This is a genomic window from Xanthomonas sp. WHRI 7945 (genome assembly GCF_035026585.1).
In genome coordinates this window covers 50,116-67,952 of the sequence record NZ_JAYIQP010000003.1, presented here as the reverse complement: position 1 = coordinate 67,952, position 17,837 = coordinate 50,116, and the positions used below count along the sequence as shown (strand labels likewise).

Annotated in this window: 12 protein-coding genes and 3 pseudogenes; 9 read left to right on the top strand and 6 right to left on the bottom strand. The window is 61.0% G+C overall.

Annotated features, from left to right (window positions below):
• Positions 1-72 precede the first annotated feature (72 nt).
• The 6 genes and pseudogenes from VDQ83_RS03470 to VDQ83_RS03445 all read left to right on the top strand — a co-directional run bounded on the left by VDQ83_RS03470 (position 73) and on the right by VDQ83_RS03445 (position 8,120).
• Positions 73-4,842: an RHS repeat-associated core domain-containing protein gene (locus VDQ83_RS03470; RefSeq protein WP_455433877.1), complete on the top strand. Its 4,770-nt coding sequence runs from the start codon at positions 73-75 to the stop codon at positions 4,840-4,842.
• Entirely contained in the window at positions 4,799-5,275 is a 477-nt protein-coding gene (locus tag VDQ83_RS03465) for a hypothetical protein (protein ID WP_455433876.1), read from the top strand. Before VDQ83_RS03470 ends, VDQ83_RS03465 begins: the two co-directional genes overlap by 44 nt.
• A gap of 181 nt (positions 5,276-5,456) precedes the next feature.
• Positions 5,457-7,022, top strand: a pseudogene (locus VDQ83_RS03460) (RHS repeat domain-containing protein); the annotation flags it as partial.
• Entirely contained in the window at positions 7,022-7,381 is a 360-nt protein-coding gene (locus VDQ83_RS03455; protein WP_455433875.1) for a hypothetical protein, read from the top strand. The pseudogene VDQ83_RS03460 and the gene VDQ83_RS03455, both read left to right, overlap by 1 nt.
• A gap of 9 nt (positions 7,382-7,390) precedes the next feature.
• A pseudogene (locus VDQ83_RS03450) lies at positions 7,391-7,528 on the top strand (N(4)-(beta-N-acetylglucosaminyl)-L-asparaginase); the annotation flags it as partial.
• Between the two features lie 61 nt (positions 7,529-7,589).
• Complete coding sequence (locus VDQ83_RS03445; RefSeq protein ID WP_455433874.1) at positions 7,590-8,120, top strand: HEAT repeat domain-containing protein; 531 nt, start codon at positions 7,590-7,592, stop codon at positions 8,118-8,120.
• Between the two features lie 235 nt (positions 8,121-8,355).
• On the opposite strand, the gene VDQ83_RS03440 is transcribed toward VDQ83_RS03445, so the two are convergent.
• On the bottom strand, positions 8,356-8,976 hold the full coding sequence (locus VDQ83_RS03440) for a hypothetical protein (RefSeq protein WP_455433873.1): 621 nt from the start codon (positions 8,974-8,976) through the stop codon (positions 8,356-8,358).
• A 356-nt stretch (positions 8,977-9,332) separates the two neighbouring features.
• On the opposite strand from VDQ83_RS03440, the gene VDQ83_RS03435 reads away from it, so the two are divergent.
• Positions 9,333-10,382, top strand: coding sequence for a N(4)-(beta-N-acetylglucosaminyl)-L-asparaginase (locus VDQ83_RS03435; RefSeq protein ID WP_455433872.1), 1,050 nt, complete (start codon positions 9,333-9,335; stop codon positions 10,380-10,382).
• A 14-nt stretch (positions 10,383-10,396) separates the two neighbouring features.
• Positions 10,397-11,116 (top strand): copper homeostasis protein CutC, encoded by a 720-nt coding sequence (locus VDQ83_RS03430; RefSeq protein WP_455434003.1) that lies wholly within the window; start codon positions 10,397-10,399, stop codon positions 11,114-11,116.
• Between the two features lie 780 nt (positions 11,117-11,896).
• Here the strand turns inward: VDQ83_RS03430 and VDQ83_RS03425 are convergent.
• Positions 11,897-12,988: a sialidase family protein gene (locus VDQ83_RS03425; RefSeq protein ID WP_455433871.1), complete on the bottom strand. Its 1,092-nt coding sequence runs from the start codon at positions 12,986-12,988 to the stop codon at positions 11,897-11,899.
• A 282-nt stretch (positions 12,989-13,270) separates the two neighbouring features.
• Between VDQ83_RS03425 and VDQ83_RS03420 the strand changes: the two are divergent.
• Positions 13,271-13,435, top strand: a pseudogene (locus tag VDQ83_RS03420) (CysB family transcriptional regulator); the annotation flags it as partial.
• A 169-nt stretch (positions 13,436-13,604) separates the two neighbouring features.
• Here the strand turns inward: VDQ83_RS03420 and VDQ83_RS03415 are convergent.
• The 4 genes from VDQ83_RS03415 to VDQ83_RS03400 all read right to left on the bottom strand — a co-directional run bounded on the left by VDQ83_RS03415 (position 13,605) and on the right by VDQ83_RS03400 (position 17,834).
• Positions 13,605-14,012, bottom strand: coding sequence for a DUF2251 domain-containing protein (locus VDQ83_RS03415; protein WP_455433870.1), 408 nt, complete (start codon positions 14,010-14,012; stop codon positions 13,605-13,607).
• 57 nt (positions 14,013-14,069) lie between these two features.
• On the bottom strand, positions 14,070-16,799 hold the full coding sequence (locus VDQ83_RS03410) for a hypothetical protein (RefSeq protein WP_455433869.1): 2,730 nt from the start codon (positions 16,797-16,799) through the stop codon (positions 14,070-14,072).
• Complete coding sequence (locus tag VDQ83_RS03405) at positions 16,792-17,229, bottom strand: hypothetical protein (RefSeq protein WP_309917819.1); 438 nt, start codon at positions 17,227-17,229, stop codon at positions 16,792-16,794. Before VDQ83_RS03405 ends, VDQ83_RS03410 begins: the two co-directional genes overlap by 8 nt.
• Before the next feature lie 149 nt (positions 17,230-17,378).
• The gene (locus tag VDQ83_RS03400; protein ID WP_455433868.1) at positions 17,379-17,834 is read right to left on the bottom strand and encodes a hypothetical protein; all 456 of its coding nucleotides are present in this window, start codon (positions 17,832-17,834) and stop codon (positions 17,379-17,381) included.
• Between the last annotated feature and the right edge of the window lie 3 nt (positions 17,835-17,837).

The following is a 17,837-nucleotide window of genomic DNA, read 5'->3' as shown; positions in this document are numbered from 1 at the left end:
ATAAGTTCAATTCGATCTTGCGTGTGGTAAAGGTCGGATCTAATCAAGGCATTTGGACAGGGACGTGCTCGTATGAAATGGAAATCTTTTGCCCTCGCTTTCTTTCTAGTGGCTGTCTGGTGGATTATTCCGTCGGCACCAGTTCGTGCGCAGTCTCAATCTACGCAGTATTGCCACGAAAACAGCTGCTTTGCCACGCTGGCCGAGGCAGAAACATTTATGAAGGCGAAGTCTAGCTATGGCGCTTATTTTCAGCGCGCGGAATCGGCTGTTAGGAATGTATACAGTTCCACGCCTTCGGTTATTATAAAGTATGTGGTGCCAGATCAGCCGTACTCAAAAATTTATCCCCATGGATATGCGAACGGCTGGCGCTCAGACTCGGGATTTTGCTCTCAGCCTGCCGACCCTTATGTTGCGGACGAGGGGGGGCTATGCGCAGACGAGGGTGAGATGATTGCCAATATTCTCGCTTATACGCGGAGCGTGTACCCAGAGTGCACGTTCTTTGGTGAGCACACCGAAGGTGAATACGGAGAACCTTTTGTTTATAGTCGCCCGGCGGGTACGCATGGGTTGCTTCGGGCGCAAGAAGGTGGGCCCAGGAAGTGGTTGAAGTATGAGGGTATTTGCTATTCCTATCATAATTCTTACTCTTACCCGTTGAGTAGATTCCAGAATTATGAATGTCCGGTCGGTTTCTATCCGATAACAGGATTTAATCCAGCCTATAATTCGTCCGGAAATCCAGATTATGTCGCGTTGTGGCCGAATGTTTGTACTGCTGGTCAAGTTTATGCATATATCGAGGTCCGGTCTTCTTTAGGTATCACGCAGACCTCTTCGTGTCCTGCCAACGACCATCCATGCTTTCCGGCGACGGGGGATAAGTTTCGCGCTGAAGAAGACTTCGTTTTCGCTGGATTGCCATTCGTTCGCTATTACCATTCCTTGCAACAGCTTGGCGTGACCTCTTACATGCCGACTGGTTGGGGGCATAGTTACACGGAAATGATTCGATCGGATGTAGGCTGGCCGTACATGATAACGGCTGATGGCTATTTCGAGAAGTTCAAACAGATTGCTGAAAGAAGATACCGTGGTTTTCGCAATTCTGGGGATTTCTTGAGCCAGGCCTCGAATGGAGCGTGGACCCTCACTAAATCCAGTGGCGAGGTGCGTAGATACAACACCAGTGGCCAATTGACAAGCGTAAGTTATCCTGGGGTGCCGGAGCGAACCGCGATATTGGGATATCAGGCAGGCCGCTTAGCCCGTGTTACGGATGGACTCGGTCGCGCTATCACATTTTCCTACGACAAGAGCTTTCTCTCCTTCGTCACGTTGAGTGACGGTAGCTCGGTCCATTATGAATACGACTCTGAGCATAACTTGGTCGCAGCAGTTCGGTCTGACGGCACACGCCGTAGCTACTTCTATAATGAAACTGGCGCAGCTCCTGCATCGATTCGGCATCTTCTGACTGGCATCGCGGAGGACGGTGTGCGCTATGCATCCTTCACGTATGGCCTCGACGGCAGAGTCGCTTCCAGCGGCTTGCATGCTGGTGCCGGAGTTGTGGAGAAAACCACGCTGCAGTACACCAGCAGCGAGAGCGCCACAGTCGTTAAGCCCAACGGTACCAGCTACGATTACACCATCGGCGCCGGAGCGTTCCGTCAGGTCACCGGCATCCGAGGCCCAGGTGTTTCGCGAACCCACGCCTTTACTGTCGATGGAAGGCCGACCGCATCTGTCGATGGAAACGGATGGCGCAAGACCTGGACCTACAGCGATGCGCTCGCAGATGGTGCCTCGTCGGTTACCGAGGTCGAGGCTGAAGGAACTGAGCGACAGCGCAGCCGTGTCACGACGCGCGACGCGAACAATCGCATCGTGCAATCACAGACATCCACCACGGCTGGCACGATTGCAACCACGCGCTACGCCTACACGGCAGATGGCGCCTTGGCCGCCCAATGTGCGATCGATCCGTCCAGTACGGTGGCGACTGCTTATGTCTGCGGATCGTCATCCACGCCTCCGACTGGAGTTCGCCAACAGTTGCGGGCGTATTGCAGTACCGACGATGTTGCGGCGGGTGGTCCATGCCCCATTGTCGGCTTGCTCAAGCGGCAAGACGGTGCGCGTACCGATCTGGTCGACGCTGCCGATTACACCTACTACCCGTCCGACGACGCAACCTGCGCCACATCGCCCACCACCTGTCCACATCGGAAGGGCGACCTCTGGAAGGTCGCCAACACCCTGGGCCAGGTGACCGAGTACCTGTCCTACGACGGTGCTGGTCGCGTGCTGTCGATGAAGGACGCCAATGGCGTCATCACCGACTACACCTACCACCCGCGCGGCTGGCTCACGGCCAGCAAGGCACGCGGTAGCGACGACACCAGCGAGAGCGACGACCGCATCACCCTGCTTGACTACTGGCCGACCGGCTTGGTCAAGCAGGTGACACAGCCGGATGGCGCGTTCACCACCTTCACCTACGACACGGCTCACCGCCTGACCGATATTGCCGACAACGCCGGCAACACGCTGCACTACACGCTGGACAACGCTGGCAACCGGGTCAAGGAAGACATAAAGGACGCGTCAGGCACACTCAAGCGCACGCTTTCGCGGATCTACAACCAGCTCGGCCAGCTGGCCACACAGGCCACCGCCAGCGGCAATCCGACCGACTTCGGCTACGACGCCAATGGCAACGCCAAGACGGTGACCGACGCACTCGGCCACGTTAACCAGAACGACTACGACCCGCTCAACCGCCTGGCCCGCACGCTGCAGGACGTGGGCGGTATCGCGGCCGAGACCAAGTTCGGCTACAACGCGCTCGACAACCTGACCAGGGTCACCGATCCGAAAGGCCTGGACACGACCTATGCCTACAATGGCCTGGGCGACCTGACCACGCTGACCAGCCCGGATACCGGCACGACGGCCTACACCTACGACAGCGCCGGCAACCGCGCCAGCCAGACCGATGCGCGTAACGTCACCGCCACTTACAGCTACGACTCACTGAACCGGCTGATCCAAGTCGCTTATCCGACCAGCAGCCTCAACGTCACCTACACCTACGACGTGAGCCAGACCGTCTGCGCCAGCGGCGAAACCTACGCGGTCGGCCGCCTGGCCCGCATGCAGGACGCCAGCGGCACCACCGACTATTGCTACGACCGCTTCGGCGACGTGGTCCGCAAGGTGCAGACCACCAACGGCAAGGTGTTCGTGCTGCGCTACGCCTATACCAAGGCAGGTCAGCTGAGCCGGCTGACCTATCCCGACGGCGCAGCGGTGGACTACGTGCGCAACGCCCAAGGCCAGACCACCGAGGTGGGTGTGACTCCGGCCGGCGGCACCCGGCAGGTGCTGCTTGTCAACGCCACCTATTACCCGTTCGGCCCGGTAGCCAGCTGGTCCTACGGCAACGGCCGCCCGATGCAGCGCGTACTGGACCAGGATTACCGCCCGCTGGCGATCAGCGACACCCGCAGCGATGGCTTGAGTACCGGCTTCGCCTTCGACCCGGCCGGCAACCTCAGCGCCCTGACAGCCGCGGGCAATACCGCTCCGGTGGTCAGCCTGGACTACGACGCGCTGGGCCGATTGACCGCGTTCAAGGACGGCCCGACCGGCACGGTGATCGACGGCTACAGCTACGACGCCACCGGCAACCGGCTCAGCGCCAAGGTCAACACCGCCACGCAGAGCTACACCTATCCGACGACCAGTCACCGCCTGAGCGCGGTGGCCGGCACCGCCCGCACCTACGACGCGATCGGCAATACGCTGTCGATCGGTGGCACGGCGCGGGAATTCGTGTACGACACCAACGGCCGCATGGCCCAGGCCAAGCGTGCGGGCGCGGCGGTGATGAACTACCAGTACAACGGGCGCGGCGAGCAGGTCCGCAAGTTCCTGGGCACGGCCGGTACCTACACGCTGTACGACGAAACCGGGCACTGGCTGGGCGACTACGACTCCACCGGCCAAGCACTGCAACAGGCGATCTGGCTGGACGACCTGCCGGTCGGCGTGCTGGCGAGCAACGGCCTGCATTACGTGCAGCCGGACCACCTGGGCACCCCCCGCGCAGTGATCGATCCGGTCCGCGATGTCGCGATCTGGAAGTGGGACCTGAAGGGCGAAGCCTTCGGCAACACCCCGCCGAATCAGGACCCGGACAGCGACGGCACGGCCTTCGTGTTCGACATGCGCTTCCCGGGGCAGCGTTACGATGTGGCGACGGGGCTCAACCAGAACTACTTCCGGGATTACGACCCGGGCACTGGGCGGTATGCGCAGAGCGATCCGATTGGGCTTGGTGGCGGTCTATCTACATACAGTTATGTAGGAGGAAACCCCGCCTCTTATATTGATCTGTTGGGCTTGTTGAGATTTCATTCCTGGGTTCAACAGAAATATCCAAGTACGGTGGATTACCTGAACTCAATCAAGGATAGGATGACGCAGAGGAAGTACGATGGATTCGCCCGTTTTGGGAACATCGGGAAAGAACATCTGGATCATCTTCTCGATCCATGTGACGGCCCTGTAGTTACTCCTGAATACATGAGGCATGATAACGGAAGGTATAAGCAAGGCGGAGGCGAAATACTGGTTCATCAAAGTTATTTCGACAGGTACGAGTTGGGCGAAAGAAGTCCAGAGTTGTTGCATATTTTAAATAGTACGGTTGAGCATGAGTTGGTGCATTTCACGGAGTATTTCTGGAATGGAAATAGGTCTCGGGTTGAGGAGGGTTGGTACTATGAAAATTATGTCTATGGCACGAAAATTCCATTATTTAACTAACGGGACTTCTGTTTTCTTGATTTTTTTGCTCATACTCGGTATGGGAGGCTGCTCGGGTCCTGTGCATCCAATGGAGAACGCGAAATGCAGCTTTACCCATTTCGATGTGCTAAAGGCAGTTGCAGATAACTCCGAAATCAGAGGCTACGCAAAAGAGCACTTTGCTCCTCCGGAGGTAACTTTTTTATGGGACGGGATGCCTGCAAGGATAGAAGCTTGCGGAGTTGCAAGAGGGGGTATGAGGATCGTGCGTTCTTCGTCACCTGGGTTTAATCAGCGCAATGGATTTATAGCCATCGAGAAAATGTATTACGATGGTGACGCTGCATTTTTGGAGATTGGCTTTCCACCTACGGGAAAGAATGGTGACGTATTTCTTAGGAAGCGGGCCGGGAAATGGGTGGTTGTCGAGAAGTTGCTGTGGGAATCATGACGCCAGGCTGCATGTAGGCCTGCTGCTGCTTGTGAACAAAGATCAGAGGAGTATTTGTTTGAAATGGAGATTTTCTCTGGCTCCTTTGATGTGGCCCGCACGCCGCAGGACGTGGGCGGCATCGCGGCCGAGACCGAGTTCGGTTACGACGCGCTCGACAACCTGACCGAGGTCACCGATCCAAAGGGGCTGGACACCACCTATGCCTACAACGGCCTTGCTGCTGGGCAACGCGACCTACTACCCGTTCGGCCCGGTGGCGAGCTGGTCCTACGGCAACGGCCGCCCGATGCAGCGCGTGCTGGACCAGGACTACCGTCCGCTGGCGGTCAGCGACGCCCGCAGCGATGGCCTGAGCACCGGCTTCGCATTCGACCCAGCCGGCAACCTCAGCGCCCTGACCGCAGCGGGTAACACCGCCCCGGTGGTCAGCTTGGATTACGACGCGCTGGGCCGATTGACCGCGTTCAAGGACGGCCCGACCGGCACGGTGATCGACGGCTACAGCTACGACGCCACCGGTAACCGACTCAGCGCCAAGGTCAACACCGCCACGCAGAGCTACACCTATCCGACGACCAGTCACCGCCTGAGCGCGGTGGCCGGCACCGCCCGCACCTACGACGCGATCGGCAATACGCTCTCGATCGGTGGCACCGCGCAGGAATTCGTCTACGACGCAACGGGCCGGATGAGCCAGGCCAAGCGCGCCGGCGCGGTCGTGATGAAGTACGGCTACAACGGCCGCGGCGAGCAGGTGCGGCGGGTTAGCAAGACCAACACCTACACGCTGTACGACGAGAGCGGCCACTGGCTGGGCGACTACGACATCAACGGCGCACCGCTACAGCAGGCGATCTGGCTGGACGACCTGCCGGTGGGCGTGCTGGCCAAGAACAGCCTGCGTTACGTGCAACCGGACCACCTGGGTACCCCACGCGCAGTGATCGATCCGGTCCGCGACGTCGCGATCTGGAAGTGGGATCTGAAGGGTGAAGCCTTCGGCAACACGCCGCCGGACCAGGATCCGGACAAGGACGGCACCGCGTTCGTGTTCGATATGCGCTTCCCGGGGCAGCGCTACGATGCCGCGACGGGGTTCAATCAGAACTACTTCCGTGACTACGAGCCGGGCACTGGGCGGTATGGGCAAAGTGACCCTATTGGGTTAAATGGGGGTTATTCAACTTATGCTTATGTCGGCGGAAGCTCGATGGGTCGCATCGATCCATTGGGGCTTCGTTCTCCAAATGAGCAAGAGGCCGCATTTATATCAAGCTTGTTTGGTGATTGTTTTGATTTTGCCTCAATAGATATCAGTGGGACTTCACGTGAACGCGCTTCGTCATTAAGTGGTGGGAGCGTTTCAATCCCCGCTTCGCTGTTTAATGGTGGTGACGTAAATAAGGGTTTGGATCTCTATAGCGTTAATGCCAGGTCCACATTGGCGCATGAAGTTTTTCATGTCTGGCAAAGGAGGCAAGGTGCGAGAGTTGCTTCTTCGCTTGTTGTACCTCAAATTGCGAATTACTTTGGATTCGGCGACCCATATGTCTATGGTGCTTCAACAAGTGCAGGTGGTGCAGCCTTGTATTTTAATGATTTGTTTAACAGAGGGCGCTACGAGGGGCAAGCCCAGATGTGGGAGGATTCTTATCTGCGAGCAGATCAAGGCGGGCTTGCTAGTGAGATTCATGAGGCGTTGAAAGCGGTGGTTGCTGCAAAATCCAGTTGCGGGTGTAAATGATGAAGCTCCCTCGCTGTGCCTTTTTTTTACTTTTCTTTTCCATTTTTATTGTTGCATGCGTGGCTCCCGGCCAAGGTGGAAAATTTAGCGCTGGTAAGAAACGCGGTGACGCAATTGTCACTGCGTTGAATGCATACCATTTAAAGAATGGTCAATACCCAGTTTCGCTGAAACAATTGGGTGGCCAATTTGCAGCGATCGAAAATGGTTCTGGTGGCGATCAATTAACCTTCATCTATACCTCTAATGCAGGAGGAGGTTATACTTTGGTTTTTAAGTATTTTGGCCCTGGTAGCAATCTGTGTGTTCACGAATCTGTGGATGCCTCTGGGGAATGGGAGTGTTCTGGGTCTCACTGACTAAATTAGGTGCTGTCACGCTGCGTCGCGGCGCTGGATACAGTGGAGGCCGGGGTGCGGGTGTCGGAGGCCGACCTCAATAATCCGACGGTGGGGCTGGGCGGCTATCCCGATCGTGGTAAGGGCTTGAATAAAATTCGTTGTATTTGCCGGGGGCAGGCTGATGACTACTATAATTAGTATAGTAGGGAAGTCATTTGACGAGCTAATGGGGCTTTTTTTCTGTGAAGTCCTTGATGACGATGATTTCTACGATGTCGTCGCCGCTGAACTGGCGAAGGAACACCGACATGCGTTGGAGGCGATGTCGGGGAGTCTCTCCAATAAACGTCTACGTGCAGCTATCTGTGGCTTGGGAATGGCTTCTTCTACTGAGAGTGAGCCGACGATCAAAAGCTTCCTCCATCATGATGAGGCGTTGGTTGTCACCGCTGCTATTGATGGGCTGAGGCGGATCGGTTCGGCGGAATGGCCGATCATTTCATCGCAACTGCGCCATGCTTCTCCCTATGTCCGGGGCGCGGCTCTCAGATATGCAAAAGAAGCGCTCGGTAAGGACGCACGACCGCTGTTGCTGACAGGCCTGGATGACAACGATCCAATTGTTCGTGAAAACGCGATCGATGAACTGGACGGGCTTATCTCTGCTGATGACGCTTATCTGATAGCGCCTTACCTGGACGATCCGGCTGCCCATGTAAGGCAGGCAGCTCAGACGTTGTTGGATTCCATTCGCTAGTCTCGGCGTCTGGCTACTTTGGGAGTTGTCGTGTTCGCCTTTCTAGGACATGGCAACCCGCCCCATCCAAGTGGCATGCGTTTGCGGCCGATGCCGGCCTAGCTTCGGCAAAGATAAACGACAGGTGATCCGGCGAAACTGCCTGGTCGTATTGAGTCAATAGCCTTCAGGGCGATTTTAATTAACATCAAGAAGATGCATGCGGTCAGTCCTAGGGGAGTATGCGTTGGCTTCATTAGGGCTTCAAGAGATCATTTGCCAGTGCAAGATCAAAATTCTTGTTTCCGAATATGATCTTGGTGCCGAGCATTTTCTGGAACAGGCTTGAGTCTAGGTCGAGCCCGTTTTTTTTCGCGACAAACAGCGCAGTCAGAAATGGATAGGCATAGTCGCTCGGCTCGGCCAGGATGTCCTCGATCAGAGAGGTTGTGCCAAAAATGCAGTTCTCTGCCTTCGGGAGATAAAATTTCACTATGCGATCATTTATCTTTGTTGCTGTTGATGCTATCTCCTGAAAAGATGGAGTTCTGATGATGCCGCCCAGCTCGTCGCCAAAACGTTTTGCTTCTTCAGAGAGTGAAGTTTTTGACATGCAAGAGGCATTCGTCAGCCGGCTTGGATAAGGCGGCGATTGGCTCTTGCAGAAGTTCAGCGCTTCGCATGCATGGATTTCCAGTGCTGCGTAATAGCCGTCCGCGTTGCGCAAGTGCTGGATGTATATCTCGCCGAGCTTCTCTTTTGCGGCAACCAGGCTGAGCTTGTTCTTGCCTGCCTTCAGGTATGGGCGCGAAGACGCGGTCTGTTCGAACCTTGCCAGCAGTTCCTTCTCCAGTGCCTTGCGGATTTCCGTGCTCATGCTGTGTCTGTAAATTGGGAGCTTGAAGGCATTGTGCTGCACTCTTCTCTCTTCGGCATCTTCGTTGGATCGCCGGCCTGAGGAAGCAGCAGTAGGTTCTAGGCATCACCGCTCTTCTCCAGCTTGCGGACTTCATGATCGCCCGCCCATCACCGTGCAGATATTGCTCAGCAGCAGCTGTAGGTCTGTCCCATCGCGGTAACGGCTGGCAGGCCCTATCAACGCGTGATCTTGGCCTTGGTTGGGCGCCGTCGTCACAGCCCCCCATTCAATCCACTCCCACTCTGCCGCATGATGCAAGGCTAGCCGCGTGCGATCTTCTCGCTGCGCCCTTCCTTCCCGCGCCGGAGCACCCCATGCACGAACGCCGCCATTTCCTCAAGACCGCCGCCTTCGGCACCATCGCCACCGGCCTGGCCGCCGCGTTGCCGCGTGCATTGGCGAGCGCCAAGGGCGGCGTCGCGCCGCTGCCGCGCGGCGCGGCGCGGGTGATCTCGACCTGGGACTTCGGGATCGCGGCGAACCAGGCGGCGTGGCAGGTGCTGTCGCGCGGCGGGGCGGCGCTGGATGCGGTGGAGGCCGGGGTGAAGGTGCCGGAGGCCGATCCGAACAATCCCACCGTGGGGCTGGGCGGCTATCCGGACCGCGATGGGCGGGTCACGCTCGATGCCTGCATCATGGATCACACCGGCGGCTGCGGCTCGGTCGCGGCGCTGGAGGACATCGTGCATGCGATCTCGGTGGCGCGGCGGGTGATGGAGAAGACGCCGCACGTGATGCTGGTCGGTGAAGGGGCGCTGCAGTTCGCGCTGGCGCAAGGCTTCGAGCGCACCAAGTTGCTGACGCCGTCTTCGGAAAAGGCGTGGAAGGAGTGGCTGAAGACCTCCAAGTACGCGCCGGAAGCGAACATCGAGAACAGGGCTTACCAGAAGGGCACGCTGCCCGGCGGCAAGGACAACCACGACACCATCGGCATGCTGGCGCTGGACGCGCACGGCAATCTGTCAGGGGCCTGCACCACCAGCGGCATGGCGTGGAAGATGCACGGCCGGGTCGGCGACAGTCCGATCATCGGTGCCGGGTTGTATGTCGACAACGAGGTCGGCGGCGCCACGTCCACCGGCGTCGGCGAGGAGGTGATCCGCAATGTCGGCAGTTTCGCGGTGGTGGAGATGATGCGCCAGGGCAAGAGCCCGGCCGAGGCCTGCCGCGAGGTGGTGATGCGCATCGTGCGGCGCAAGCCGCAGCTGACCCGCGATCTGCAGGTCGGGTTCCTGGCGATGAACAAGCGCGGCGAGGTCGGTGCGTTCGCGATCCAGCCCGGTTTCAGCTACGCGGTCTGCGATGCGCAGCGGCAGGATCTGTTGCTGCCCGGACAGAGCCATTTCGCGGAGCCGGCCGCATGAGCGAGGCGGTGAAGATGGGACTGGAAGTGGCCGCCGATTCGATCGGCTCGGCGCTGGCGGCGCAGGCTGGCGGGGCGATGCGGGTGGAATTGTGCGGCGGCCTGGACGGCGGCGGGCTGACGCCGTCGTTCGGCACGCTGGCGGTGTTGCGCGATCGATTGACCATTCCGCTGTATGTGCTGATCCGTCCGCGGGTCGGCGATTTCGTGTTCAACGAAGCGGAAGTGGAGGCGATGCGCCGCGACGTGGAGCAGTGCGTGCGACTGGGCTGCGACGGGGTGGTGCTGGGGGCGCTGGATCCGGCCGGCGAGGTCGACATGGCGACGATGCGGGTGTTGATCGCGGCGGCGGGATCGCTCGGCGTCACGTTCCATCGCGCCATCGACGTCAGCGCCGATCCGCGGCGTACGCTGGAGGATGCGATCGCGTTGGGGTGCGAGCGGGTGCTGACATCCGGCGCGCGCGAGACGGCGGAGGAGGGCGCGGCGCTGATCGCGGCGTTGGTGCAGCAGGCGGGCGCGCGTTTGAGCGTGATGCCGGGGTCGGGGGTGTCCGATACCAATCTGGCGCGATTGCGGGCGCTGACCGGGGCGCGCGAGTTTCATGGTTCGGCGCGCGGGCCGCTGGCATCGCGGGCGCTGGCGCCGCATCCGCATGTGCGCAGCCTGGGCGGCGATCGCATGCAGACCGATGTGGAGCGGGTGCGGCGGATGGTGGCGTTGTTGGCGGAGTAGGGGCGCTGGTGGTTTGTGCGTGGGTGATCGGACCGCAGCGACGGTATGGGGTGGAGCGATCTTGGTTGCCGCCGATGATGCGGATTGCGGTCAGTGTCCGCGACATTGCAGAAGGAGCTTCGGCCTCTGCATGTCACCAGATCGATGGTTGGTGGCAGGCTCCGTTCGTCGCGACTGAAGTCGCTCCCACAGGGGGCTTGCGGTCGGGCTTCCTTGGGCACTGTGGGAGGGCGCCAGCCCCGCCGGTTGCCGAAGTTTGCTGCTTCGTCGTGGTGTGTGTCGCGGTTGAAACCGCTCCTACAAGGAGCTTGCAGTTAGCTGGCTGGGCGCACTGTGGGAGGGACTTCAGTCCCGGCGCTGCCGAAGTCCGCGATCGCGTCGTGGTCTGTGTCGTGGTTGAAACCGCTCCTACAAGGAGGCTTGCGGTTAGTTGGTTCGGTGCACTGTGGGAGGGACTTCAGTCCCGACGCTGCCGAACTACGCTATCGCGTTGTGGTCTGTGTCGCGGTTGGAACCGCTCCTACAAAGGGGCATGCGGTTAGTCGGCTGGCGTGCACTGTGGGAGGGACTTCAGTCCCGACGCTGCCGAAGCCCGCGATCGCCGGGGTCTGTGTCGCGGTTGAAACCGCTCCTACAGGGGAAAGTCCGCGCTGCTTTCGCTGATAGCTGCGGCGCCGGATCGCTCATTCGCGCACGGCGCGAATGCCGCTTCGAGCAGCCCCATGCTCGGTGACGCCGCCGACATCGCCAGGGCGCCTCATGCCGGCGCGCGATCTCATCTCATTGCTTGCCATCAAGCTTCGCTGCAGCAGCAAGCAGCCGCTTCGGATCCAGCACCACGTGCTTGATGCGTGTCCGCTTCCAGGTGTAGCTGATGTGCACCAGGCCGTCGCGGGTCTGGATCACTGCCGGGTAGGAGAACTCGTCCTTGGCGCTGTCTTCCAGGGTCAGCACGCGGGTCCAGTGGGTGCCGTCGTCGGACAGGGCCACCGCCAGCGTGCCGCGGCCGTCCCACCAGTCCTTGCCCGCTTCGGTGGGGTTGTAGACCAGCAGCGAGCGGCCGTCGGCCAGCACCACGGCATCGGTGCCGGAGTTGGGGTTGGCCAGGTCGAGCAAGGTCATCGGGTCCCAGCTGCGGCCGTGGTCGCGCGACCAGGTGCTGAACACGTGGTTCTGCTGGCTGCGGCCGATCGCCTGCACGCGGCCGTCGGCATGCACCAGCACGCTGGGCTGGATCGCGCCGATTAGCGCCGGGTCGTTCAGCGCCGGGCCGCGGGTCCAGTGCGCGCCGTCGTCGTCGGACCACTCCATGTGCGCGACCCAGCCGGCATCCTCGCTGCTGCTGGGGCTGAGGATGCGGCCATCGGCCAGTTGCACAGGCTTGTTCTTGATCGGGCCGAGGATGCCGTCGGGCAGGCGCACGGGTGCGGACCAGTGCGCGCCGCCATCGGCGGAGGTGATCTGCATGCCCCACCAGCGCTTCGGGTCGGGGCCGACTTTGTAGAACAGCCGCAGTGGTCCGCGCGCCGGCTGGAACAGCACCGGGTTCCATGCCGGTAGCGGGGCGCCCTGCGGCTGCGCGCCGTCGGCCACACGCTGCGCCGGCTGCCAGCCCCGGGCGTCGCGGCGCGCGACCCAGATGCCGACGTCGTCGGCGCCTTCGTGGCGCCCGCCGAACCACGCGGCGAGCAGGCCGTCGCGGGTTTCCAGCAGGGTGGAGGCGTGGCATTGCGCGGTCGGCGCCTCGGCGTTGACGAATTCGCTGTAGACGATGGGCGAGGGCGGGGCCGACGACGGCGCGGCCGGCGCAGGGGCGGCCATCGCGCGGACGGCGAACAGCGACAGCAGCGGGAACAGCAAGGAACGCAGCATGGTGGTCCGGTCCTGGCCGGGTTTTGACGATACCTCTCTATTATCAATTAAATACCACATGCCGCGGTTGGCGCCAGCAAACGGCTGTCCGATGACCGGGGGAAGTGTTCCGCGACGGTGCCTGGAGCGGGGTGGCGCAGGCGATCGGGCGCATGAAGGTCGATCACTTCCCGGCAATCAGCGCCTCGCGCGTGAGCCTGATCTTGTCCGGCGCGGATGCAGCGCAGATCCGCGAGTTCCAACTGTTCGACGTGGCGCCGCCGCTACGCGCTGAACCCGCCCATCCGCACCTGCGCTGCCAACCAGCGCCGCGAGAGCCAGGGCCAGCTGACCCTGACCACCACCCACAGCCAGGCGCGCTTCGTGCTGCCGCCGGCGGTGGTGCAGATCAAGCCCTATCCGCAGGTCAACGTGCACCTGCGGCAGGCGGCCGAGAGCGCGGCGCTGGGCCATAGCCGCGACATGCACAGGCCGCGCCCGATCATCCGGGCGCGGGCTTTTCGTATGGCGATGGGCCTGGTTCGAGGCTCGGGTGCGATGAGCGAGCTTGGCGCCGTTGTCCGTGCAGCCGCCCCCCGGTGGGTTGATCCCCGGTCGGCCGGCTACTGCAAGCGCGTCACGCGAACAACTCCACGGCGGCATCGCTCCACGCATGGCCGTGCACACCCCACGGGTTGTCTTCCGCAGCCGGCGGGAACCCGGTCCGGCAGTAACCGCGCTTTGCCTCGAAATCGAATACCGCATGCGGATAGCCTTTGATCAGCAGCACCACCTTCCTGCTGTCCTGGGACCAGCCGATCTGCACTTCGGAAGGTGTTTCTTTGTCGGCGACGTCGGCAGCGTTGTAGATGTGCAGGGCGTCCTGGATCGGGTTGTCGTGCGCCGACGTGTCGAGCGCATAGAAATAGCCGGTGTCGCCGTCGTCTTCGAAGACGGCAACGAAGGCGTCCTGCGGCGCTTGCGCCTCGACGACCAAGGCGGTGCCGACGATCAGTTCGCTTTCGGCGGTGACGGTGATGGGCATGTTGGTTCGCGCTGGGATGCTGGATAAAACGCGCCGCTGCTCGGCGCGGCCTGGTCGTCAGACGGTCGGTCCGCCACGACCAAGGCTGTCCTGATGTCGCTGCGTCGCGTCCTGCGCAAGCTGCTGCTCCTGCGCTCGGTTGAAGGCCAGCGATTGCTGCGACGTTTCCTGCAGCGGGGGCGCAGGTTCGTTGGTATTGACCGACACCCTAAACCCCGGCGTGGTCCCGGTAACCCACAGCGTGTCGCCCGCCATCCGCACGCCACCGATGGTGCTGGCGTCCGTCATGCCCTCCTGTTTGCTCAGCAGCATGGCGCGGGCCACGTGATCGTCCGAGACCTGTGGCGGCGTATCGCTGCGGAGTTTCGCGAAGAGCGCCTGATCGTGCGGAGGAAGTTGTCCTAGGGCCGGTGCCTGTTTGTCGGTGTGCTCGGCAGCGGCGGCCGTCGTTGAGCCGCCCGCCGGCAGGGAGGCATGCGGCTTGGGTTCCGCTGGCTTGGCCTCGCCCTTGATCGCCGGGCTCTGGCCGTCCAGCGCCGGTTGTTGCGCCTGCTTGATCTCTGCGGCGGTCGTGATGGCCTTGGGCACCATCTTGCTTTCCGACAGCAAGCCGTCGCGGCCATCGTCCATCATCGTCACGATCGCGCTGTTCGAGCCCGGACGGCCGGTCTTGGGATCGGGCTGCAGCATCAGGGAGTACGGCTTGCCGGCGTCCAGGCCGTCGTGGGCGTGCGTGCGGGCGACGGCGGCCGTGGCGGCGTCGATCTCCGCGTCGGTTCGCGCGATACCGGCGGCGGCATAGGTGCCGGCCACCATGCCGCGCATCGTCGTGGCTTTCGGCAGCGTCGGATTGGCCTGCGCTTCGGCTGCCATGGCCGCGTACTCCTGCAACCCGGCCTGCTGGCTGCGGTGCACTTCGTTCAATTCGTCGCGGATGTTGCCCTGCGCCTGGTTGGTGCCGTAGATCATGCCCGGCGTCGCCCACTCGCCATTGGCGCCGCGGGTGTAGGTGTGGCCATCGGATGCCTGCAGGGAGTCCGTCTGCGCGCTGGCGTGCTTCACTGCGGCTGGCATGTCGCCGTGCTGGTGCCAGCCGAACTGGTTGTAGGCCACTTCGTAGCGGCCCGCGATCGCGGCCGGCGTGTTGGCCGCGTTCTGGGCGATGATCAGCTTCGAGGCCTGGTCCAGCTCGGCCGCGCGTTGCGGGGTGGCGACTTCGGCATGGGTGACCTTCATGCCGTGCTCGATGTATTGGTCGACGACCGTCCGCGACCAGCCATGGGTCTGCGGATCACGGACCCAGTTTCCTTCCCCGTCCAGGCTGCGGGCTTCGCCTTTGCCCGATGGGATGGAATACGGATTCTGCGGCTGCGACAGATTCGCCAGTCCCAATTCGTAGGACGCGTTGGCGGACTTGTAGTTCAGTTGGTTGGCCAGCACGTCTCCGGCCACGTATCTGACCTTGCTGTAGGTGGCGCTTCCGCTGTCCGGCGATGCCGTGGTGGTCGTGGCCTTGATCTGCTGCGTCTCGGCTACCCGCGACCAGGTGCCTTTCGCATCGTTGGGATCGCGGCTCCATTCGTTGCCGTCCCGGTCCTTCTGGGTGAAGACGCTATCGATGTCCTTCTGCTGAGCCCATTTCTCGCCCAGGAACGCACCGCCGACGCCGCCGGCCACGCCACCGATCGCCGACGTGACGAGCGCGCCCGGGCCGCTCGGCGAGCCGCCCGCCAGGCCATAGCCGGCACCGGCCAGGAAGCCGACCGCGATACCGCCGCCGATACCGCCGACATTGCGGCCGATGAAATGGGTCTTGGCCGACTCGGCCCCTGTCGTATTGCCCTGCGCTTCCAGCTTCACCACCTGATGGCCGGTGGTGGAGAAGTCGTACGCCAGCGCGGCCACCGCGATCACGGTCCCGCCTTTCGCCAGCATGCCAGGACGCAGGCCCTTGGACGCCGCCACCGCTTCACCGGTGATGGCCGCTTCTCCCACCGACGCCGCAGGCGCACTGAATCCGGTGGGCGCACGGGTCAAGCCCGCGTTTGCCAGTTCGGCAGCGGGCGGGAACTTGGCGGCATCTGCGCCGAGGGTCGCGGCAACCTCCTGCGACAGCGAGACCTTGGTGACCTTCGCTCCCACATTGTCGGGCGCCACGAAAATGCCCTTGGGCGCCGCCTCGATGAACTGCGCCTGCACCTTGGGCAGCACCGCATCGGCGCCGCCTTGGGCGTAGAGCGCTTTCAGTTCACTTACCGGCTGCCCGCCCAGGGTTCTGACGTTGGGGTTCTCCAGCACGGCGGGCAGTTCCACCTTGCCGAAAACCCGCTCTACGTTGGCATTGGTGGCGACCACTTTGATGTCGCCGCGTAGCGAGCCTGCGAACTCGTTGGAGGCTTCGCCCCAAAGGGAGCCTTCCAACGAAGTGGCGCTTCGAGCAGCGGCCTTCGGGTTGCCATACAGGAAGTCTGCCACCGACTTCTCGACTTGATCGAGATCTTGTCCTTGCACCGTGAATATGCGCTCAGCTGCGTCGGCGATCGCCATTTCGACATCCTTGTTCCCAAGGAATCGTGCGCGCGCAGTATTGTTGATGATGGGCTCGCCGGTTTTACTCGCGAGTTCCTTGGCGATCACCTCGGATGACACGTCGCCGATTGGGCGACTGTAGAGAATGCCCCCTTCGCCTATAGCTTTGGCAGGATACTGGCGCGCGATCGCTTGAATTTCTTCAAGAGAAGCTGCCTTCTTTATCTGCTCGATCTGTTTGGAGTAGTCGTCACTCATGGCGTACCCCGTCATCCATGACTAAGGCCCAGCCGTCCCTGAAGAAAACTTCACCCATGAAGTGGGCATTCGGATACTCGTTCAGCAGCGTGGGTCTATTCGAAAAATGTGTACCGGCAGTGATCAGTCGAACGATTAGTGTATGAACAGCGTGGATCTCCGCTGTAGTGAAGACACGGCATGCGCCTGGCATCGGCATTCCAATGTCACCGTCACGGCCATAGCCAAATGAGACGACTTCAATATTGTAGTCATTGTGGTTCGGCAGGAAGGCTCTTCTAATTTCGCCGAAGTATTCTTCGCCATCCACCTCGACGGCGAACGTCTCATGACGCTGTTCATCCATGATGCCGCGCACGCCGCCTGAAAATCTGGCGCGTCCCTCTGGGAACTGCAGCCAATCGAAAGTGGGGTGGTTGGACAAGTCCATGCTTAGTCTTCCATGTTGGGTCATCGGAAATTACAACCTTGCAAGCGGGCTTCCAGTTGCCAGGTCCGATCAGGCGATTCGCTTGGTGCCCGACCTGCGAGCTCCTACTCTACGACTCGATGATAGCTTCTGCCATCACAGCGGGGATTTCAAGAAAAACGCGATGGTTGCGAAGTGGTCTCATCACCCGTAACTAAAGCCCAGCCCTTCCTGAAGGTCACGTGGCCCATGAAGTGCGCATCCGGATATTCCCTCAGCAAAGAAGGCCTGCCCGAAAATTGAATGCCAGCAGCGATCAATTGGACTGTCAGGGACTGAATGATGCTTGCTTGTGCTGCCGTGAAGACCCGACATGTCCTTCCCTGCATCGGCATTCCGATGTCGCCGTCGCGGCCATAGCCAAATGAGACGACCTCGATGTTGTAGTCATTGCCATTCGGCAGGAATGCATTCTGGATTTCGCCGAAGTATTCTTCGCCATCCACTTCGACGGCAAACGTCTCATGGCCCTGCTCATCCATGATGCCGCGTACGCCGCCTGAAAACCTGGCGCGCCCCTCCGGGAATTGCACCCACTCGAAGGTGGAGTGGTCATGTAAGTCCATGCT

Coding starts and splice junctions, on each gene's coding strand:
- VDQ83_RS03415 (WP_455433870.1), bottom strand. CDS start 14,012: ATGCCCATCACCGTCACCGCCGAAAGCGAACTGATCGTCGGCACCGCC.
- VDQ83_RS03400 (WP_455433868.1), bottom strand. CDS start 17,834: ATGGACTTACATGACCACTCCACCTTCGAGTGGGTGCAATTCCCGGAG.
- VDQ83_RS03425 (WP_455433871.1), bottom strand. CDS start 12,988: ATGCTGCGTTCCTTGCTGTTCCCGCTGCTGTCGCTGTTCGCCGTCCGC.
- VDQ83_RS03405 (WP_309917819.1), bottom strand. CDS start 17,229: ATGGACTTGTCCAACCACCCCACTTTCGATTGGCTGCAGTTCCCAGAG.
- VDQ83_RS03455 (WP_455433875.1), top strand. CDS start 7,022: ATGAAGCTCCCTCGCTGTGCCTTTTTTTTACTTTTCTTTTCCATTTTT.
- VDQ83_RS03440 (WP_455433873.1), bottom strand. CDS start 8,976: ATGAGCACGGAAATCCGCAAGGCACTGGAGAAGGAACTGCTGGCAAGG.
- VDQ83_RS03410 (WP_455433869.1), bottom strand. CDS start 16,799: ATGAGTGACGACTACTCCAAACAGATCGAGCAGATAAAGAAGGCAGCT.
- VDQ83_RS03430 (WP_455434003.1), top strand. CDS start 10,397: ATGGGACTGGAAGTGGCCGCCGATTCGATCGGCTCGGCGCTGGCGGCG.
- VDQ83_RS03470 (WP_455433877.1), top strand. CDS start 73: ATGAAATGGAAATCTTTTGCCCTCGCTTTCTTTCTAGTGGCTGTCTGG.
- VDQ83_RS03465 (WP_455433876.1), top strand. CDS start 4,799: ATGAAAATTATGTCTATGGCACGAAAATTCCATTATTTAACTAACGGG.
- VDQ83_RS03445 (WP_455433874.1), top strand. CDS start 7,590: ATGGGGCTTTTTTTCTGTGAAGTCCTTGATGACGATGATTTCTACGAT.
- VDQ83_RS03435 (WP_455433872.1), top strand. CDS start 9,333: ATGCACGAACGCCGCCATTTCCTCAAGACCGCCGCCTTCGGCACCATC.